The organism is Methanohalophilus profundi, from assembly GCF_004137855.1.
GTDB lineage: Archaea > Halobacteriota > Methanosarcinia > Methanosarcinales > Methanosarcinaceae > Methanohalophilus > Methanohalophilus profundi.
The window spans coordinates 215,820-236,027 of sequence record NZ_QBKB01000002.1; the positions used below are offsets into that span (position 1 = coordinate 215,820).

Sequence of the window (20,208 nt, forward strand, 5' to 3'; positions counted from 1 at the left end):
ACTGCCGAAATGGAGTTCACAATTATATGTCACAATTAGAAAGTATTGAGGCTATTGAAAAACGTCTCTGGAAAAGTGCAGATAACCTGCGTGCTAATTCAAACTACGCCAGTAATGAATATTTCATGCCTGTTATGGGACTGATCTTTCTTCGGCATGCCCATAGCCGTTTTTTAAGTGTTAAGGAAGAATTAGAGCAATCCTTACCAAAACGTGGTGGTAAAACAAGACCACTCACGAAAGAAGATTTCTCAGGAAAAGGTGCAATTTACCTAAAACCTGAATCCCAGTTTGATTACCTAGTTGAATTGCCAGACAGTGAAGATAGGTCCCAGGCAGTTTTCGATGCCATGGAATCGATAGAGAACGATTATGAAACTCTGAAAGGAGTTCTCCCAAAAAACGAGTACAAGGATTTGGATAACGATGTTCTTGGACAGTTACTAAGGACATTTGATGATTCCGCATTAAAAAAAGCAACGGGAGATATTTTTGGTCGAATCTATGAATATTTCCTCACGGGGTTTGCTGATCAAAAAGCACATGATGGTGGAGAATTTTTCACTCCTGTTTCACTGGTTCAGACAATTGTTAATGTCATTGAACCCGATCATGGGAAGGTGCTGGACCCTGCATGTGGTTCAGGTGGAATGTTTGTCCAGAGTGCCCACTTCATTGAGCACATGAATAAGAACCCAACAGAAATGGTCACATTCTATGGATTGGAAAAGAACCCTACCACAATAAAACTGGCAAAGATGAACTTGGCAGTACATGGTCTTGAAGGTAATATTCAAAAAGCCATCACATACTATGAAGATCCGCATGGAATGGTGGGAAAGGCCGATTTCGTGATGGCAAATCCTCCATTCAATGTAGATGAGATTGATGCTGGAAAAATAAGAAAAGACCCACGTTTACCTTTTGGCCTGCCTGGAGAGAATAATAAGAACAAAGTTCCCAATGGTAACTACGTATGGATCAATTATTTCTACAGTTATCTTAATGAAAGGGGCCGAGCAGGATTTGTGATGTCATCTCAGGCTTCCAGTGCAGGAGGGAATGAACAAAAAGTCAGACAGAAACTTGTCGAAAGCGGTGATGTGGATGTCATGATTAGCATTCGCAACAATTTCTTTTATACAAGAACAGTACCCTGTGAACTCTGGTTCCTGAACAAAAACAAACCTGAAGAGCATCGGGATAAAGTGCTTATGATTGATGCTCGAAACATTTACAGACAGGTAACACGCAGGATATATGATTTCAGCCCTGAACAGGAGCAGAATATCATTTCTATTGTTTGGCTCTACCGTGGTCAAACAGAACGTTTCCTCGATTTAATTGACAGTTACTGCAGACGACTGCTTGAGGAAGGACATTCATGTTTTGAGACTATTGATGAAGATGAAAAAGTCCAGCCATTACCAGCCTTTATTGCTAAAATCAAAGAGCTTCATCAATCATTGAAACCCCTCATCGAGACACTTGGTGAAGATGCTGATCAGCAAGAAGTTGCGAAAGAACTTAACGAAAAACTTCAATTATTCATTGCTGACGTTGAGACTTTCAAGAATAATCTGGCCAATGAGCAATCCACCTATGAGAGTGAAAGCAAATCTAAGGAAGATGTGTATCAATTTGTTCAAGAATTGGCACCACTTTCAGAAACCAGTCATGATCTCATCAAAGATGCAGATCTGATTTACAAACTCATTTCTCAGCTCATTGATGTTTGTGAGAAAAATTGCGATACTATAGAAAACAAAAATTGGTCAAGCAGAGACGTGAATAGTAAACTCAAAGAAACAAATGAAGCACGTGGGTTTGCTGTTGAACAACTCAGGAAGGTCCACTATATCTATAGACATGCACACTGGCTCACCTCACATTTTCCTGATGCAAAACTGTGTGATGTCGAAGGCCTGGTAAAGCTAGTTGATATGGATACAATAAAAGAGAATGATTGGAGTCTGACACCAGGACGCTATGTGGGTATTGCTCCAGAGGAAGTGGATGAAGATTTCGACTTCGAGGAAACTCTCAGAGATATCCATACAGAACTGGAAAGTCTCAACATCGAGTCAGCTCAACTAGCAGTGACTATTAAGAAAAATTTCGAGGAATTGGGCATATGAGCTGGAAATATGTTGAAATAGGTTCACTTTGTTCTCAAGTCTACTCTGGGGGAACACCGTCATCTAAAAATGAGTCTTACTATGGAGGTGACATTCCTTGGTTACGCACACAAGAAGTGATTTTCAATCGAATAAAAGATACGGGTGTAAAAATTACTGAAGATGGGTTGCATAACTCTTCTGCAAAATGGGTACCTCCCAATTCCATCGTAGTAGCTATGTACGGAAATTCCGCAGGTAGGGTTGCTATTAATGATATCCCACTAACAACAAATCAGGCTTGCTGCAACTTGATTATAAATCCAAAAGTAGCCAACTATAGATATGTATTTTATAGGCTTAAACACAATTATGAGGTCCTCAGAGGACTATCAAGGGGCTCTGCCCAAAACAATTTGAATGCATCTCAAGTAAAAACCTTCAAGATTTCTTGTCCTCCAATAAATACGCAGTTTGCCATTGCATCCATCCTCTCCAAATATGATGATCTGATTGAAAATAACCTTCGGCGGATTCATCTGCTCGAGCAGGCAGCCCACTTACTTTACAAGGAATGGTTTGTAAACCTTCGCTTTCCAGGTCATGAGCATACCAAGATTGTAGATGGTGTCCCTGAAGGATGGAGTAAAAAAACTATTGACAATATTTGTGATATTATTGGAGGCGGAACTCCCTCTACTAAGAAATCCGAATATTGGGGAGGAGATATTACATGGGTGACCCCTTCAGATATTACTAAAAATAATTGTCTTGTACTTATTGACTCAGAGAGAAAAATAACTGAAAGTGGTCTTAAATCCTCTTCTGCACACATGGTCCCACCTGAAACAATTTTAATGACAAGTAGAGCTTCAGTTGGATTTTTTGGTTTAATAGACAAAGAAGCATGCACAAATCAAGGATTTATCAATATTACACCTTACAAAGATTTTCTTCGTATGTATTTACTTTACAATTTAATGTGGAGAGTAGAAGAATCCGTGCACTTGCTGGAGGTTCGACCTATAAAGAGATAAGTAAAGGTCGTTTTCGTCAAATGTCAATAGTAGTTCCAGAAAAAATGATTGCAAAAGAGTTTAATATCTTTATATATAAAATAATTCAACAGATGAGGATTTTGAGGAAGCAACAATTGAAACTTATAGAGGCTCGTGACCTCTTGCTTCCTAAATTAATGAGTGGGGAAATTAGTGTATGAGTGAAACAGTATTTACGAAAGTTGACTACGATCTGGGATCGCTTGTTAAGTTTATATCGCTTGGAGAGATCGGCCTTCCAGATATCCAGCGACCCTTTGTATGGAAGAATTTCAAGGTGCGTAATCTATTTGATTCAATGTACAAGGGTTATCCAGTTGGCTACCTACTTTTCTGGCAAAATGGATTGGCTGCTGATTCCCGCTCAATAGGAACTGATTCTAAACAGAAAGCACCCAGACTTGTTGTCGTGGACGGCCAACAGCGGTTAACCTCTTTATATGCAGTTGTCAAAGGTGTACCTGTCATCCGTGAGAATTATGAGAGTGAATTAATTCGTGTTGCGTTCAACCCACTCGAAGAAAAATTTGAGATTGCAGATGCAGCAATCATGCGTGATCCAGCTTACATATCAGATATTTCTGCACTCTGGAATAATGAGACAGATCTATTCGAAGTTGTTGATGACTACCTGAAAGGTTTGAAAGCCTCTCGAGAAGTCACAGATGAAGATATAAAAAAGGTACGTAAGGCCATAACCAAGTTACAGGGACTATTGAGGTTTCCGTTTACTGCTCTTGAATTAGCATCCAACATTTCAGAAGAGGATGTATCTGAGGTCTTTGTAAGGATAAACAGTGCCGGAACATCACTCAACCAGGCAGATTTTATACTCACACTGATGTCGGTATTCTGGGATGAAGGACGTGCTGACTTAGAACGATTCTGTAAAGAAGCAAGAAAACCATCTAAAAGTGGTCCATCTTCATTTAATCATTTCATTGAACCATCACCTGATCAGTTACTAAGGGTAAGTGTGGGAGTGGCCTTCAAACGTGCAAGGCTACGTTATGTATATTCTATTCTTAGAGGAAAGGATCTTGAAACAGAGACTTTCAGTGAAGAAAAACGCATAGAACAGTTTGAACTGCTCAAAGAGGCGCAAGCCAAGGTATTGGATCTACAGCACTGGCATGACTTCATGAACTGTGTGCGACAAGCAGGCTTTAGAAGTGGTAAGATGATCACTTCAAAGAATAACCTGTTGTTTTCCTACATACTTTATTTAATAGGAAAAACGGAATACAAAATTGAAGAATACAAACTTCGCAAGGCTATATCTCGCTGGTTTTTCATGTCATGTGTAACGAGTCGCTTCGCAAGATCTCCTGAATCAGACATGGAGTTTGACCTGGCTCGTTTCCGTGATGTGAAAGATGGAAACCAGTTCATCAAAATTTTAGACCACGTTTGTGACATAACTCTGACCAATGACTACTGGAGTGTCACACTGCCAAATGATATGGCAACATCGTCCTCGAGAAGTCCCTCTTTATTCGCATATTATGCATCTTTGGTACTAATAGATGCAAAAGTACTCTTTTCGAAAACAAGAGTATCCGAACTATTGGACCCCTCTATTCAGGGAAAACGCTCACTGGAACGACATCACCTATTCCCCAAAGGATACCTTAAAAACATTGGTATAAAAGGCACTCGTGATATAAACCAAATTGCCAATTATGCACTTGTAGAATGGGGAGACAATGTCAGGATATCAGATCAACCACCCTCTGAATACCTTCCTGGATTGAAATCACGCTTTACATACAATGAACTAACCCGCATGTATTATTGGCATGCATTACCAGGAAGTTGGGAACATCTACATTACCGGGATTTTCTTGAACAAAGAAGGGAACTAATGGCAAAGGTAATTGCTGAGGGATATAAAACGCTGAAATCAGATGCATACACAGACACAAAAATTGAAGATTTTGATCTTGATAGTTTAATCTTGAGTGGTGAATCATCTGCAGTAGAATTTAAGTCCACACTGAGGACAAATCTTCACACCGGCGATAAAGACCCTCGCATGGAACTTGCTGTGTTAAAGACATTGGCAGGTTTTCTGAACACCAATGGAGGGACCCTTATAATTGGCGTCGCAGATGACGGTGAATCTGTGGGAATAGACGTCGATAGTTTCCAGAATGAAGATAAAATGAGTCTACATCTGGTAAATATTGTTAAAAGCAGGATGGGACCACATGCAATGACAAGCATACATCCACATTTTGAAGATTACAACGGTTCAAGAATAATGGTGTTAAAATGTGACGCAGCAACTGCACCTATTTTCGTAAACGATAATGGCACAGAGCGTTTCTACATTAGAACTGGCCCTTCTACAACCGAACTTCAACCCAGTCAAACACAGGAGTATATAAAACAGAGGAATTACTGATGGACCAAAAGTACAATGAGGATACATTAGTGCAGCAAACAACAGCAAATTACCTGCACGATGAACTAGGTTGGGATTCAGTATATGCCTACAATACCGAAGTTCTGGGTCAAAATGGTACCCTCGGTCGTACAAGTGAAAAACAAGTAGTACTCACTCGTTATCTCAAAGAGGCACTTGAGAAATTCAACCCTGAGCTCCCCTCTTCTGCGTACCAGGACGCCATTAGTCAGATAATTGATTATTCTGTTATACAATCAGTTTTACAGACCAACCAGGACAAATACAGGATGCTCAAAGAGGGTGTTCAGGTTCAGTTCCGAAATGACAAAGGGGAGCTCATAAAGAAACGCCTGAAAATTTTCGATTTTGATAATCCAAAAGAAAACCATTTCCTAGCAGTCCGTGAACTCTGGATAAAAGGGTCAATTTACAGGAGAAGACCTGATATAATAGGATTTGTCAATGGCATACCTCTGCTTTTTGTTGAACTGAAAAACGTACATAAAGACATACGTAAAGCATATGAAGAGAATTTTTCAGACTACAAGGATACTGTTCCTCATCTTTTCCATCATAATGCAATAGTTATGATTGGAAATGGAATTCAATCAAAGATTGGTTCATACTCCAGCAAATACGAATATTTCCATGAATGGAAAAGGCTGGAAGAAGAAGATGAAGGAAGTGTGGATATGGAAACGATGCTGAAAGGCATCTGCAGTAAAGACAATTTCATGGACATATTTGAGAACTTTATTTTATTCGATGAAAGCTCAGGAAAACTATCTAAAATTATAGCTAAAAACCACCAGTATCTTGGAGTCAACCGTGCAATAAACTCAGTTAGAAATCGCAAACAACTTGAAGGAAAGCTTGGTGTCTTCTGGCACACACAGGGAGCAGGAAAATCATACTCGATGGCCTTTTTCACACAGAAGATACATCGTAAGCTCGGAGGGAATTTTACATTCCTTGTATGTACTGATAGAGCAGATCTTGATAATCAGATATACAATACATTTGCAGGTTGTGGACTTGCTGATAATGACAGAGAACACTGTCGTCCAAATAATGGAGACGAACTACAAAAAATGCTTAGTGAACACAAAGCCATCGTATTCACTCTGATTCAAAAATTCAACAAGAAGATTGATGATGACCCCTATTCCACCAGAGAAGATATAATTGTTCTCTCCGATGAAGCACATAGAACACAATCTGGACTGTTGGCACGCAACATGCGAGATGCACTACCAAATGCCAGTTTCCTCGGTTTTACTGGAACACCACTGTTCAAGGATGATGAACTAACAAAGCGTATCTTTGGAGGCTATGTGTCAACCTATGACTTCCAGAGAGCTGTTGAAGATGATGCCACTGTACCTCTCTATTATGATGCAAGAGGTGATAGGCTTGGGATCACTACAAATGATATGAACGAACGTATTGCGGAAAAGCTAGAAGAACTTGAGATTGATGATGTGGATGTAACTCAGAAACTCGAAAAAGAGCTAAAACGTGAATATCATATCATCACTGCTGAAAAACGACTGGATCAGATTGCAAGAGATTTCACAAATCATTACTCAACACAATGGGAATGTGGCAAGGCCATGCTAATCTGCATCGATAAGATTACTTGCGTCCGAATGCACAATTTGATTGCCCATTACTGGAAAGAAAAAATTGTTGAACTTGAAAAAGAGCTATCTACGATCCAGGATGAACAGGAAGAGATCCAACTACAAAACAAGATCAATTGGATGAAAGAAACTCTTATGGCTGTGATTGTGAGTGAGGAACAGGGAGAAGTTGACAAGTTCAGGAAATGGGATCTTGATATAACTCCTCATCGCAAATTGATAAAAGAAGGTTTTGAAACTGCAGATGGAAAAAGAATTGATGTTGATTCTGCTTTTAAAAAAGAAGAGCATCCCTTCAGAATATCTATTGTCTGTGCCATGTGGTTAACAGGATTTGATGTACCAAGTCTTTCTATGCTTTACCTTGACAAACCTCTGAAGGCTCATACTTTAATGCAGGCCATAGCCAGAGCCAATCGTGTAAATGAGGGGAAAAATAATGGATTGATTATTGATTATTGTGGCATCCTCAAAAATCTCAGGAGTGCTCTAGCAGCCTTTGCTGGCCATAAAGGTGGCACTATGATTGATGGAGAACCAGAGCCACAGGTAGATCCTGCAAATCCAACTGACAAACTTCTGGATGATCTGGCAAATTCAATCGAGATAGTACGTGAATATCTTTTATCGTATGATTTCCGTCTCGAAAAGGTAATTGAAGAAACAGATTTTAAGCAACTGCATGCCATTGATGAAGCAAAGGAAATAATCAATCGAAACGATGAAACACGTAAACGGTTTGAGATAATGGCCCGTGATGTGTTTCGAAAGTTCAAGTTCTGTTTGAGTGAAAAAAGAATAAACGATTACAGGCAGTCATATGAAGCTATCAATGTTATATATAAAATGCTTCAAAGATCGAGAGAAGAAGCTGATATAACTGATATAATCAAAGAATTGCACCAAATCATTGATGAATCGGTTGAACCCACTGAGAATGAAGTTGGTGAATCCCGAACTGCCTATGATATTAGTAAAATCGATTTTGATCTTTTGCGCAAAGAATTTGAAACTTGTAAAAAGAAGAACACAGCTGTACATGACATGAAGGAAGTTATAGAACAAAGACTTCAAAGAATGATGAAGCAAAATCCTTTGCGTATGAATTTCCAAAATAGATATGAAAAGATTGTGAGTGACTACAATAATGAAAAGGATCGAGTTACCATAGAGCAAACTTTCGAAGAACTATTGAAACTCGCTGAAAATTTGGATGATGAATCAAAGCGCTACATCCGTGAAGGTCTTGATGAAGAAAGCCTTGCAATTTTTGATCTTTTAATCAAGCCAGATATTTCAAAAGAGGATATCAAAAAGATTAAAGCAACAGCTACTGAACTTCTTCTTTATTTAAAATCTGAAAAGCTGAATATTGATAACTGGCGAGAAAAAGAAGCAACCAGGGATTCTATCAAAACTGAAATTAAAAATTGGTTGTGGGAAGATACGAGAGGTCTTCCAAGCAGTTATTCAGATGCAGAAGTTGATATGAAAGCAGAAGCGGTCTACAATCATATTTTCAGAGTGTATGATAGTTCTAATCCATCGGTTTATGCTCCAGCTTAAAATGATGTCCAAAGATTTAGTGATAATTGATATATACTGATTTGTAAAATGTTCAGAAAATTAATTTGATAAGATGCTCTATAATTCGATTAGGTTCTAAGTGATAAGTATGATAAGTAACAATACAAAACTAGTTTTAACATTATTTGCATACTTACCTCTTTTTTTATGTAATATCAATTCGTAACTTGAGATTTTTTCAAGACTTACTCATGCGTTACACGAATACTTATGGCAATACTTTTTATTTGTTTGTAATAATTACAATTTCATTTGCTATATTATTTTTTATATTTTTGCATGAAGTTAAATCAACTCTTAATAAAATAGAAACAGTTGCACCTAGAGAAATAGAAGTTCAAATTAAGTCTGAAAAAAATACAGAAATGCTAGGTTTTCTTTTAACATATATAGTCCCATTTTGCATAACATTTGAAAATGGATTGTACGATTTATTTGCTTTTGGTGTGCTATTTGCACTCCTATTATACGTTTATATTGGTACTTCACTTTTCTGCATCAATCCTCTATTAAATTATTGTTTTGGCTATAATATCTATGAAATTGAAATGCATGACAAGAACAGATTTATGCTTACAACCAAAAAACATAGAAATACTAACAAGAAAATAAAATTATATATGGTCACTGAAGATTTATGGAAAGAGAAATAAGGACTATAAAGGGATAAGATGTCACAAGAAAAAGAAGAATTTTTAGAAAAATTTAATTTCCCTACTTTTATTCCTAAAGCAACCGATGTAGAGGATGAAGATTATGCTCATATATGTTTTATAAGAAAATATCGGGACCATAATAAGAATACTAAATATATATTTAAGTCTCCTGAAATAAATGCTGAAAATGTTTCAAATCAATTCTTGGAATGGTTAACTGAAAATTATAAAAAAATCGATTCCAATAATATGTACCGGTATAATTGTGGAGTTCCCCAAGAAACTCATGAATGGACTTACTTAAACGATGTAGATTCATGGGGTTCTTTTTTAAGGCCTCTAAAGCATGATTTTGATCGCGAACTTACTCAAAGAGATTTGGATAAAATGAGTGATGATTTAGCTGGGATCATGATTTTTTGTAATAAAAATGGATGCACTTATGGGCAAATAACAAGGTTAAAACCAAAATTTGTTTTAAATAATACAGAAGGTCATTTGGCAATATTAGATTCCGATGAAAATAAATATATCTCTACATTACAAAGTGAGAAAGGTTTCCGATTATCTTCATATTCACATGTATTGTTCCATATTGATTTAGAAGGAGTTGCAAGAGCAATTATTTTCTCTAAAAAAGAGTATGAACAAATCTTTGATATATCAAGAGAATTAGAACAAAATGCAATAAGTATGCTGCATAAAATAACGTTATTTAATAACAATCCTGAATTTGACAATATCTTATCTTTTGTTAGACAAGATCGAACAATTCAAAGAATGCTAAACAACAGGGTGTTTTTAGAAAATCAAGTACAGTATTTGACATGGACAGAATTAAAAAAACTAAAAGAAGCTGCTCCTGAAATACTTTTGTTTGAAATCAGTGAAGATGGTAATAGTTTTGTATTGCCAAACAATGGAAAGAAAGGAATAGCTCTAAGACAAATAATAAAAGCCATTTCTAGAAGATATATGATTGGTGAAAATAAGGAATTTTTTATGGAAAATGCTGGTATAACTGAAAGCTGGAGCCTAGACCAATTTAGAGAAGATATGAAACAGGAAATATCTGATGAATCTACTGAAAAAGAGATATATGCTGAATATTAAAAAATCTTATTTTCATTTCTGTCCAAGCCAATTATTTATTAAGTATTTTAAATTTAATCTATGGGGATTACAATGACAGAAGAAGCAATGAAAACAGGTACATTCAAATGGCCGGCATGGATGAGTGATAAAACAAAGGAAATCGGTCTGAATATATCCGAAATATGCAGGACTGCGATTAATCAGGCAATAATAGATTACAATAATGATCCTGTTAAAGTTGACAAGTATACAGAGGAAATGAATGAAACAATACCCAATTCAAAGAGTGAAGATGGTATAATACAAAACAAACTTGATATTACATATGATCTGGAGCTTAAACTAATATTGATTAAATGCATTGCCCCATCTGAAAAGGTCAATATTGAATCTAAAGATGGAGAATTTAGTATTAAAATTATAAATTAAACACTCTTCAACACTGGAAAATTCTCATGAAATATTCATAAACTTGACCCCGAATGAACATATACATGAGAAGCTAAATCAATGAATTAACTTATTAGTAAACGAACCTATTTCAAAACTCCGGTTGAAACTTTTTCCAGCACATTAGAAAACATGCTATATCCAGTAATCCTTTGAAAACAACATTTAGTCTTTCATATCTGCTTGCTATTTTCCTGAATCCCATTTTCAACCATGCAAAGAATCGTTCTATTGTCCCCCTTTTCCTATATCAGTAGTTCTCTAATTATTCCTCCATCTTGTTCCTACCATTATTGAATTACCTTAAACACTGCACTACTAGCTGAATCCTTGACCTTCTCACAGGTCCTTGAATTGGATGATGGAAATGACATATGGCGGCGTTCTCGCCGCCTATAAAGATATAGGGAGGTGTTGTTAAGTTCAGGTGCTCAAAATTAGCTAAGTACTGACTTTATAAAATTGATTCCAAATGGTTTAAATCAGAAATGAAACCGGATTATAAAAGAGATAATGTAGGACATCTTGGAGGTGGGAAAATTAGAAAATATGGCCCGAAAATTGGTGTTTGTCTTGTGATTTTTGAATTGGTTGTGATGTATAATTATCCCGATTAGTAGAATAAAATAAATTAACTTTAATAATAAAGATTGAACAAATTTATAGTTTTTACCTTTAACAGCTATCAAATAGTTTGGAACATAAAAGAGCTTCAAATTAATATTCGATTCATATCGTAATATTCAAGTATTGTCGAGTCACATCTTAAAACTATGACAAAAGATAGATACAGTATTATCAGAAAAAAAATAACCGATATATCAATTGTAAAATATCCCATTATTTCATTCTTATTTTGTATAATATTAATTACTGGCCCTGCTGCTGCATTTGCAGATGGAGATGGTTCTGTTGAGAATCCATATCAGATATCTAATGTAAATGAACTTCAAAATATACAGAATGAATTAGGTGCAAATTATGTATTGATTAATAATATTGATGCATCTGTAACATCCGAATGGAATGATGGTGCAGGTTTTGAACCAATAGGTGATTATGATTACAGATTCACTGGTTTTCTTGATGGTAATAATTACACAATATCAAATCTATATATCAATCGGCAATCTGAAGAATATGTGGGTCTTTTTGGTTTTATCCGCAAAGATAATGGAATGTTGATAGCTGATTTAGGACTTGACAGCATCAATGTGAGTGGTTACAAAGACGTGGGTGGTCTTGTTGGTTTTAATGCACAGGGAGAAATAAACAATAGCTATGCTACAGGAAACGTGACTGGTATTTCGGATGTTGGGGGATTAGTCGGTCAGAATGGTGATAGTATTACTAATAGCTATGCTACAGTAAACGTGATTGGTACTTCGGATGTTGGGGGATTAGTCGGTCAGAACGGTGATAGTGTTACTAATAGCTATGCTACAGGAAACGTGAGTGGGGACTCAAATGTTGGTGGATTAATAGGATATAATTATGATAGTGTTACTAATAGCTATGCTACAGGAAACGTGAGTGGGGACTCAAATGTTGGTGGATTAATAGGATATAATTACGTAAAGTATGGGCATGTAACAATCATAAACATCTATGCTACCGGAAATGTAACTAGTAATGGAGACTATGCCGGTGGTTTAGTTGGGTATAATCACGGTGATTATGATAGTTACGTAACAATCACAAAAAGCTATGCTACCGGAAATGTAACTAGTAATGGAGACTATGCCGGTGGTTTAGTTGGGTCTAATAAAGATAATTCTGGTAGTTACGCAAGAATCACAAACAGCTATGCTACCGGAAACTTGATCGGTCACTGGTACATAGGTGGCCTTGTTGGGTCTAATAATGGTGATATTAGTAATTGTTATGCCATCGGGAATGTGGATGGAAATGATTATCTGGGTGGCCTTCTTGGTTCCAATATTGGTCTAGTTACTGAAAGTTACTACAACAAAGAAACATCAGGACAAAGTGATACAGGAAAAGGTATACCAAAAACTACTATCGAAATGAAACAGCAATCAACATACACAAATTGGGATTTTGATAATGCATGGTTTATTCATGCATCCATAAATGATGGGTACCCTCAATTGCATAATTTCATATCTGTATATCCTCCGGTTTCTGACTTTACATCCAATGTTACTTCAGGAGTTGTTCCACCACTGTCTGTGAAATTTACAGATTTGTCATCAAAAGAACCTACACAATGGCTATGGGATTTTGGTGACGGTAATACTTCAACAGAACAAAATCCAACGCATACATACGCAAATTATGGAAGTTATAACGTTAGTCTTACTGCAATTAACGATGTCGCTGATGATACTGAAACAAAAATTGACTATATTGCTATCGATGAGAGCATTATATGCATGGCTAAATCAATCGGTTTTAATGATTCAAGTGCAGTAGAAGACAGTACTTTAACTATTCCATTAGAACTCCTCAATGTTTCAAATGGTCCAATCCAGACCATTAAATGTGATATACAATATAATGAATCAATTCTGTCTCTTGAATCTATATGCTCAGACAATCTCACATCAGGATGGACAGTATCTAAAGGCATCAATGGACATTCAATCACTCTGACTACTTCTGATAGTGAACTTACCATCCAAAACGAATCATCTGGAAAAATCTGTAATATAACATTTTCCGTAATTGGAAAGGCTGGTGAAAGTACTGAACTAACTCCATGGAATGTTGATTTAGCAAATACTGCAAATTTACATGGTTATGCTTCTTCCAAAAATGGTATTTTCACAGTGGAAGCTCCAGGAAAATTGTCTGGTAATGTTAGCTACAACTTTAATGGCACAAATATTGAAAATGTTGATGTATCGCTTATGCAATCTGGAAATCTGATTGCCAAAAACACTACTAACACTTCAGGATATTATATATTTACAAATATTGAGCCTGGGGCATATAATATCATATTCGACAAAACAGGTTTCTACTCTGAAGAAATATCTGTACAAATATCCGCCGGCTCCGAGATTTATAGAGATGCCAATATGATAATTACTGGCGATCTTGATGGGAATGGAATTTCTGCAGATGCAGTAGACGTTAACATGATGATGCAGGTCAGTGTAGGAAACTTAGCATCAAATCGTTATTTTGATCTTGATAAAAATGAAGAATTTGCAGATGCAGTAGACGTCAATATGATGATACAAGCCAGTGTTGGAGATATAGTATTGGAGTGACACTCAAGACTCTAAATAATTCTTATAAATGCAGGAGAAGACATGACTCTAAAAAAAGTGAAAGGCTTGTTTGGAATTCTATTTTTTATACTTTTTATCACTTTGCTATTGCCGATAGGAGCCAATTCAACTGAAAGTCTTGTTATGGCGGATTCAATCGGATTAAAAGAAGATTATGAAGCAAATGAGAACGATACACTCTCAATTCCAATCGTTATTCAAAATGTTTCCAATGGTCCAATCCAGACCATTAAATGTGATATACAATACAATGAGTCAGTTTTGTTCCTTGAATCTGTAGAAGTCGGTAACCTCACAAACGGATGGACTATTCTTACAGGAGATAACGTTCATTCTGTAACTTTGACTACAACGGATAGTAGCATTTCCATAAAAAACGGATCTTCAGGAAATATATTTAATTTACACTTTAATGTGACCGGAAATGCAGGTGATACTACTGCAATTTATCCAGAAGATATTGATATGGCAAATACTGCAAATTTGCATGGAAGTGTATTATCTACAAACAAAACTGTTGATATCAATAACGAAAAAACGACTGTTCCTTCAGAAGACGATTCTTCAGGGAACGGTGGAAGTGGTGGAGGAGGTGGTGGAGCCACAGGTGAAGAGTTTGAAAATATCGCCTCTAAACATGCACAGGTGAGTAAGGTGGCTGCAGGTGAAGATGTAAGATATGAATTCAGTGAGGATGATAATGCAATTATGACCATACAATTCAAGTCTCTGACAAATGAAGGGCAGACAAAAACATCCATTGAAGTACTGAAAGATACGTCGGCATTGGTAGATTCGCCTGCTCTAGGTAAAGTCTATCAGAATATGAATATCTGGGTAGGTAATGTCGCCTTTGATGAAGATGATATGGAAGATCCTGTAGTTGGATTCGGGGTAAGTAAAGAATGGATTTCTGATAATGATGTAGAACCGTCTTCAGTTGTACTTTGCCGGTATAATGATGGAGAATGGACTCAGCTTCCAACTGGAGTTGTAGAGGAAAATGAGAATTACTTCATTTATGAATCCGAAACACCCGGATTTCACCATTTGCAATCGTTGCATATAATGAAAATGAAGTTATTAATGATAATGAATACAAAGAAATAGAATCTGTAAATCAAACTGCAACACTAAACCAAAGTGAACAGGTTAACGATAATAATTCTAATAAGCAGGCAAAGAATATACCTGAATTAGGCAGTTTAATTGTAATGATCTTATTAGGTATATCTTATATGTTTATAAACAAGAGTGAATGATTTATAAATATTAGAAATCATTCTCTTATGATGTTCAATTATAAATTGGACCTTACAAAGAAAGAGCGTCTACAGAAAATCTCCATCCACCAAGAACAGTCCAATAATTATGCCGTAAAAAATGAGTGCAGTAAATCACACTGCACCCAAACTCTCCTGAAATACTGTATTCACACCATTGTCATTTGAGATGAACTCATCTTGAAATATTTCTTTATCTGTTATTGGTCTGTAAGTTCTATCAATCATGTAATGCTCCCCCTCAAAAACTAAAATTAACTTTTAATAAAGTGGATCACCCTAGTAATTTCACACAAAGAATATGTGGAGAAATATTTGGCTGGTACAGATGGCTTAGACCAATTTATCCGAAAAACGAAAATGTAACGGTTGCATTAAATATTTAACGATTTTTCCCTCCCTGCATCTCTTGAAAATCTGCTCATACTTATCAAATTTATTCCGTAGATTTAATCCAATTTATTCTCCAAACACTTTTTGACTTTTCCATCTGCCAATTTTCATGATAGAATTGGACAGATGAAGCGAGGTTCACCAATAGAAAACGTTATTCTAAAATTATGTGCAGTGCATAAATTATTAATCAGTAAACCATTTTTTCATTACCACTTTGGTATTGTCAAATCCTCCATCATGATATATAGCGCCCGCAATTGCTTCTAACGTTTCGGCAAGCACGTGATCACTATCTCCATGATTTTGATTTTTTTGTCCTTCCCCAAGCACTATAAAATGACTGATACCAAGTTTTCTGGCTGTCTCAGCAAGTCCTTTCTTTTTCTCAAGTTCTACTCTTTCAGGAGTTATTTCTGCTCCTGTGATGTGGCCTTTTTCCATCATCAATTCTGTTAAAACAAGCTTCAAAACAGCATCACCAAGTGTTTGAAATTCACTCTGATCCTTGCAGGGATGCTCATTGGAGTAGGCTTTAGTAGTAAGTGCTTGTTCCAAGAAGCTCTTGTTTGTGAAATGAAAATCCAAAATTACTTCAATTTCAGAAAATTCATCTTTATTTTTCTGCATGATTAGCACATCTTATTATGTGATAACTATTGTTAACCTCTTAAAATGGTCATTTTCCACAAAAACAACATTTTCCTTTCCAATAATCCCTAAAACCAGGAGTGTCATCATCTTCCCATTCGTAGCAACCTTTTCCACAGTTTTTGCAGATGCTACTTCCAGAACTAATGTACCCAGGCCCAGCTCCATAACCATGGTGGTCGTATCTATTTGAAATTAATGACTTGTTACAATTTGGACAAACTTTACTTTCATTCTCTTCTTTTGTCATGGAAAATTGAATACTTCTCGTGCCAGCATGGAACTTAGTAATTCCTCCACATTCAGAACATGTTAATGTGTCTTCTCTGGCCTTTAGGACTGTATACAAAAACAAAGTTTCTTGCCCACACAAAGGACATGGAATTGTATCAGGCCCATCAAAGAAATAATCCGTTTCTGTAACAGCAATAGGTATTCCAAAGTCAACAATTTGAGTAGTTCCCTCTCCATAATCAACTTCACCATAAAGGTCATTATCGTAATCAGTTTCCAAAATACGCCTCTTTGCTCTCTTCTTGACAGGAACAATCCACATTTCTTCTTCATAAAGTCTCTTGGTAAACTCAACATCTTCTAAACAATGCTCCCTTACCTCTTCCGGAACATCGGCATCATACTTCGTTTTGTGTATTCCATAATGACTATAGATTATTTCATCCATACTTGGAAACTTCTTTTCAAAACTATCTGCGGGCCTGAGTTCCTGAATCTTATGCATTATGTCGAAAGAACGAATACCTTTAGGTGAGCATTTTTTCCCAGCTGTTTCTTCAACATCCAGACCATATTTTTCAAGAACAAAAAAATCGAATCCTTCTCCATTATAGGTCACAAGAGCTTTAGCTTTCTTGAGTAACTCGACAAGTTCTTTAGGATCTGTGAATTTGTGATACCCTCCATCCTCGTAGCTAAAAGCAACTCCACATCTAAACTTCAATTCCTTCTTCGCTTCTATGCTCCAATCTAGGACAAATTCGGTCTCAATATCAAATATAACAACACCGTCTCTCATTTTCCAAGGATTCTTAATATTATCGTATGTCATTGTCTTGGGCATAGTTATCAAATCTACTTGTATGCATTCAATCTATATAATATTTTTACAGGTTATATTTAGAAAATATGATGTGTCTTGGTTGCCTTGATGAAGTAAATGCATTCTTCGAACTTCGATAAATATAAAAATCGTTTGAATGAGGTGGTGATTTTCCAATCAATTGATATGAAAGTTTTTAATCCATATTTGGTTTTAAATAGGAAGACAAATCCTGAAGCAAAACAAAATCAACTTCTTTGCTTGAAAAGGCAGAATGATACACTTTGTCAACTACAAAAGCCTTCTTTACATTCCATCCTTCAACATTAAGAACTCCAAAATGTTCAAGAAACTCATTAATATTTATTTCAACAAAATTCTTTTTGTTAGATAATTTCCTTAAATAGCATTTTGTCTTTGTAAAAAACGTGTCAAATTCCTGTCTAATGTCATATGGTCGGTTTCTATTATTCATGTTTTTTGCATCAATTACAAAAATAATCTTTTTTTCTTCATTAATAGCAAGTAAGTCAATTTCACCACATGGGGGTCTTTTTGAGAATGAAGCAGATATTCTCTTAAAGTTAAGTATATTAGTTTCGACCTTATCTTTACCAAGAGTTGACTCTGCAATTGCAGAAGCTTCTTTTTCTAATTCTTTGTCCAAATAAAAATGAATGTCTCTCAATGCTTGGTTGATTTCACTTTCTTTATCGATAAAACAAGGAAAATCTCCAAAAGTAATTGAACGTAACCATAAATTTGAAGATTCCAAACACATTTGATTTCCATAAATATATTTTCCAGATTTGGTACGAACTAATGGACATAGATTTAGTCTTTCTTTTCTACGAAGTAAATTGGTAGGAATTAATTTCGTGCTGTAATCATAAGAATTATAGTCCAATGTAGTGAATTGTAGTATTTTATTGATTTCATTTTCTTCAACATTATCTCCAATATATTGTAGCAAATTAGAAACAATATTCTCTTCTGTAATTATGGTTAGAGGAAAATGAGATTTATCAAATAAATTAAGTTTACCTAAAGTTGCTATGACTTTTATAAAATTATGAAGTGAAAAATCGTATTGATTTAAAAATGCTTTATTCACCTCTTCTAAACGATTCAAAAAAATAGGATCAGTATTTGATTCATTTGTTTCCCCTTTTGTCTGATTGCAGAGTTTTTTTGATGAAACTTGTGTTGTTATTTCACTTTTGCATCTGTAAAAACCTTCATGGTCAAAAAGCTCATCTCCTCTTTCATCTTTAATTGTATAATTTTTATCTACTATTAACTTATGAGGAATAATATCATACTTTATATATTCATATATAACAATTAATTCATGTAAAGCAATCGAAAGTGCTTGAAAATAACTCCATGAAGTACTACTAATCTTATTTTTACCTTCAGGATTTACCTTTAAGAATATTTCAATAATAAGTTTAGCTGAACTTACATCAGTGGCAATTTTTATAGTTTTTTCAAGAGTTTTTTCCACATAATCGTACTCTGTATATTTTGAAGCATCAACTCCAGCTTGCCATCTATTTAATTCTCTTTTTCCTTCTATTGACTCAACTTGTTTATATGCATAAAGCAAAAGGCTTTCATCATATTTTTTTATTTCATCCTCTAACTTTTGATAAATAAAATCAAAAATGAATTCATTTAATTTCTCGGCATCTTTTCCTTCATACTCATTGGGTTTTATTTCATTCTCAGCAAGAAACTCAGCAATTTCTGCATTCACTCTTAATAATTCATCCCGTGAAGGTTCTTGATAATTTGGATATTGATTTAGCTTTGGATTATGCACACTTATTGTTTCTATTGTATATCCTTTTTTGTCATCAGGAATATTTTTCTCTACAAAATCATTAACTATTTTTTCAGCTTTGCTCAAATCAATATTTTCAGAAAAACAAATCCAACTTTTGAGAAGTTGCTTTATACAAAATTTCTCGCCAATATTTGAACTCGACGAAAATAAATCAATTAGATAAGTAGAACTGTAAACAATACAAGAGCGAACTTTTGTACTATTTATTTTATGAGTGATAACTAAAAGAGGTTTTTCTTTGCTTAAACTAGAGTAGTATGGAACTAAAAAAGATGGACCACCATTAGAATTCGAAAATGGGTTAAATACCAATCTATATTTTAAATTAAAATCAAAATTATGTTTCTCTAAAAAATCTTTAAATTTGCTCTGGTTTACATATAAATAATCTGTATACAAACAACTTAGCATCTGAAGTTCTTTTTTTTCATTTTTATTAAGAGTGTCAGATGGAGGATGCATAATCCAAATTAATTGTTCAAAAATTTTGACTGCCCATGCTACATATGGATATTTAGTACTTGCAATTTGATAGACACAATCACTAACCTGCTGTACCAAGTCAAATGTATTTGGAAAATCAGCTTCAATAAGTTCTTCAATATCTTCTTTCATTCAATTACCTCAAACGTGTAATCTGTAAATTATTCAAAAATGCCTAATACACTGATGGTTAGCCTTAGATCATTGATGTTTATG

12 protein-coding genes and 1 pseudogene are annotated in these 20,208 nt (G+C 35.3%); 9 read left to right on the plus strand and 4 right to left on the minus strand.

All coding sequences use genetic code 11. From position 1 onward, the window contains the following. Positions 1-26 precede the first annotated feature (26 nt). From C9889_RS01170 to C9889_RS01200, 7 genes are all read left to right on the plus strand, one after another. Positions 27-2,138: a type I restriction-modification system subunit M gene (locus C9889_RS01170; protein WP_129596554.1), complete on the plus strand. Its 2,112-nt coding sequence runs from the start codon at positions 27-29 to the stop codon at positions 2,136-2,138. Beyond that, positions 2,135-3,154: a restriction endonuclease subunit S gene (locus C9889_RS01175; RefSeq protein WP_225419930.1), complete on the plus strand. Its 1,020-nt coding sequence runs from the start codon at positions 2,135-2,137 to the stop codon at positions 3,152-3,154. The genes C9889_RS01170 and C9889_RS01175 overlap by 4 nt, the downstream gene beginning before the upstream one ends. Before the next feature lie 178 nt (positions 3,155-3,332). After that, a complete protein-coding gene (locus tag C9889_RS01180) occupies positions 3,333-5,582 on the plus strand; it encodes a GmrSD restriction endonuclease domain-containing protein (RefSeq protein WP_129596556.1) in 2,250 nt (749 codons plus the stop codon). Further along, the gene (locus tag C9889_RS01185; RefSeq protein WP_129596558.1) at positions 5,582-8,794 is read left to right on the plus strand and encodes a type I restriction endonuclease subunit R; all 3,213 of its coding nucleotides are present in this window, start codon (positions 5,582-5,584) and stop codon (positions 8,792-8,794) included. Before C9889_RS01180 ends, C9889_RS01185 begins: the two co-directional genes overlap by 1 nt. Before the next feature lie 296 nt (positions 8,795-9,090). Then, positions 9,091-9,468, plus strand: coding sequence for a hypothetical protein (locus C9889_RS01190; protein WP_129596561.1), 378 nt, complete (start codon positions 9,091-9,093; stop codon positions 9,466-9,468). A gap of 18 nt (positions 9,469-9,486) precedes the next feature. Then, positions 9,487-10,584 (plus strand): hypothetical protein, encoded by a 1,098-nt coding sequence (locus C9889_RS01195; protein ID WP_129596563.1) that lies wholly within the window; start codon positions 9,487-9,489, stop codon positions 10,582-10,584. Between the two features lie 72 nt (positions 10,585-10,656). Beyond that, a complete protein-coding gene (locus tag C9889_RS01200) occupies positions 10,657-10,995 on the plus strand; it encodes a hypothetical protein (protein WP_129596565.1) in 339 nt (112 codons plus the stop codon). Between the two features lie 112 nt (positions 10,996-11,107). Here the strand turns inward: C9889_RS01200 and C9889_RS01205 are convergent. Continuing rightward, a pseudogene (locus C9889_RS01205) lies at positions 11,108-11,254 on the minus strand (IS5/IS1182 family transposase); the annotation flags it as partial. Between the two features lie 535 nt (positions 11,255-11,789). Here C9889_RS01205 and C9889_RS01210 point away from each other — a divergent pair. Both C9889_RS01210 and C9889_RS01215 read left to right on the plus strand, forming a co-directional pair. After that, positions 11,790-14,255 carry a GLUG motif-containing protein gene (locus tag C9889_RS01210; RefSeq protein ID WP_129596567.1) on the plus strand — a complete coding sequence of 822 codons (2,466 nt, stop codon included), beginning with the start codon at positions 11,790-11,792 and terminating at the stop codon, positions 14,253-14,255. Between the two features lie 42 nt (positions 14,256-14,297). After that, the gene (locus C9889_RS01215) at positions 14,298-15,386 is read left to right on the plus strand and encodes a PGF-pre-PGF domain-containing protein (protein WP_129596569.1); all 1,089 of its coding nucleotides are present in this window, start codon (positions 14,298-14,300) and stop codon (positions 15,384-15,386) included. Between the two features lie 752 nt (positions 15,387-16,138). Here C9889_RS01215 and C9889_RS01220 read toward each other — a convergent pair. The 3 genes from C9889_RS01220 to C9889_RS01230 form a co-directional block, all read right to left on the minus strand. After that, the gene (locus C9889_RS01220) at positions 16,139-16,582 is read right to left on the minus strand and encodes a ribonuclease III domain-containing protein (protein ID WP_129596571.1); all 444 of its coding nucleotides are present in this window, start codon (positions 16,580-16,582) and stop codon (positions 16,139-16,141) included. A 49-nt stretch (positions 16,583-16,631) separates the two neighbouring features. Next, the gene (locus C9889_RS01225; RefSeq protein ID WP_129599338.1) at positions 16,632-17,669 is read right to left on the minus strand and encodes a 3'-5' exonuclease family protein; all 1,038 of its coding nucleotides are present in this window, start codon (positions 17,667-17,669) and stop codon (positions 16,632-16,634) included. A 187-nt stretch (positions 17,670-17,856) separates the two neighbouring features. Next, positions 17,857-20,124 carry a hypothetical protein gene (locus tag C9889_RS01230; protein ID WP_129596572.1) on the minus strand — a complete coding sequence of 756 codons (2,268 nt, stop codon included), beginning with the start codon at positions 20,122-20,124 and terminating at the stop codon, positions 17,857-17,859. Positions 20,125-20,208: the final 84 nt, after the last annotated feature.

Bases quoted from the DNA above. Each gene is read 5' to 3' on its own strand.
- C9889_RS01185 (WP_129596558.1), top strand. From the start codon at position 5,582: ATGGACCAAAAGTACAATGAGGATACATTAGTGCAGCAAACAACAGCA.
- C9889_RS01175 (WP_225419930.1), top strand. From the start codon at position 2,135: ATGAGCTGGAAATATGTTGAAATAGGTTCACTTTGTTCTCAAGTCTAC.
- C9889_RS01225 (WP_129599338.1), bottom strand. From the start codon at position 17,669: ATGACATACGATAATATTAAGAATCCTTGGAAAATGAGAGACGGTGTT.
- C9889_RS01200 (WP_129596565.1), top strand. From the start codon at position 10,657: ATGACAGAAGAAGCAATGAAAACAGGTACATTCAAATGGCCGGCATGG.
- C9889_RS01195 (WP_129596563.1), top strand. From the start codon at position 9,487: ATGTCACAAGAAAAAGAAGAATTTTTAGAAAAATTTAATTTCCCTACT.
- C9889_RS01215 (WP_129596569.1), top strand. From the start codon at position 14,298: ATGACTCTAAAAAAAGTGAAAGGCTTGTTTGGAATTCTATTTTTTATA.
- C9889_RS01210 (WP_129596567.1), top strand. From the start codon at position 11,790: ATGACAAAAGATAGATACAGTATTATCAGAAAAAAAATAACCGATATA.
- C9889_RS01170 (WP_129596554.1), top strand. From the start codon at position 27: ATGTCACAATTAGAAAGTATTGAGGCTATTGAAAAACGTCTCTGGAAA.
- C9889_RS01180 (WP_129596556.1), top strand. From the start codon at position 3,333: ATGAGTGAAACAGTATTTACGAAAGTTGACTACGATCTGGGATCGCTT.
- C9889_RS01220 (WP_129596571.1), bottom strand. From the start codon at position 16,582: ATGCAGAAAAATAAAGATGAATTTTCTGAAATTGAAGTAATTTTGGAT.
- C9889_RS01230 (WP_129596572.1), bottom strand. From the start codon at position 20,124: ATGAAAGAAGATATTGAAGAACTTATTGAAGCTGATTTTCCAAATACA.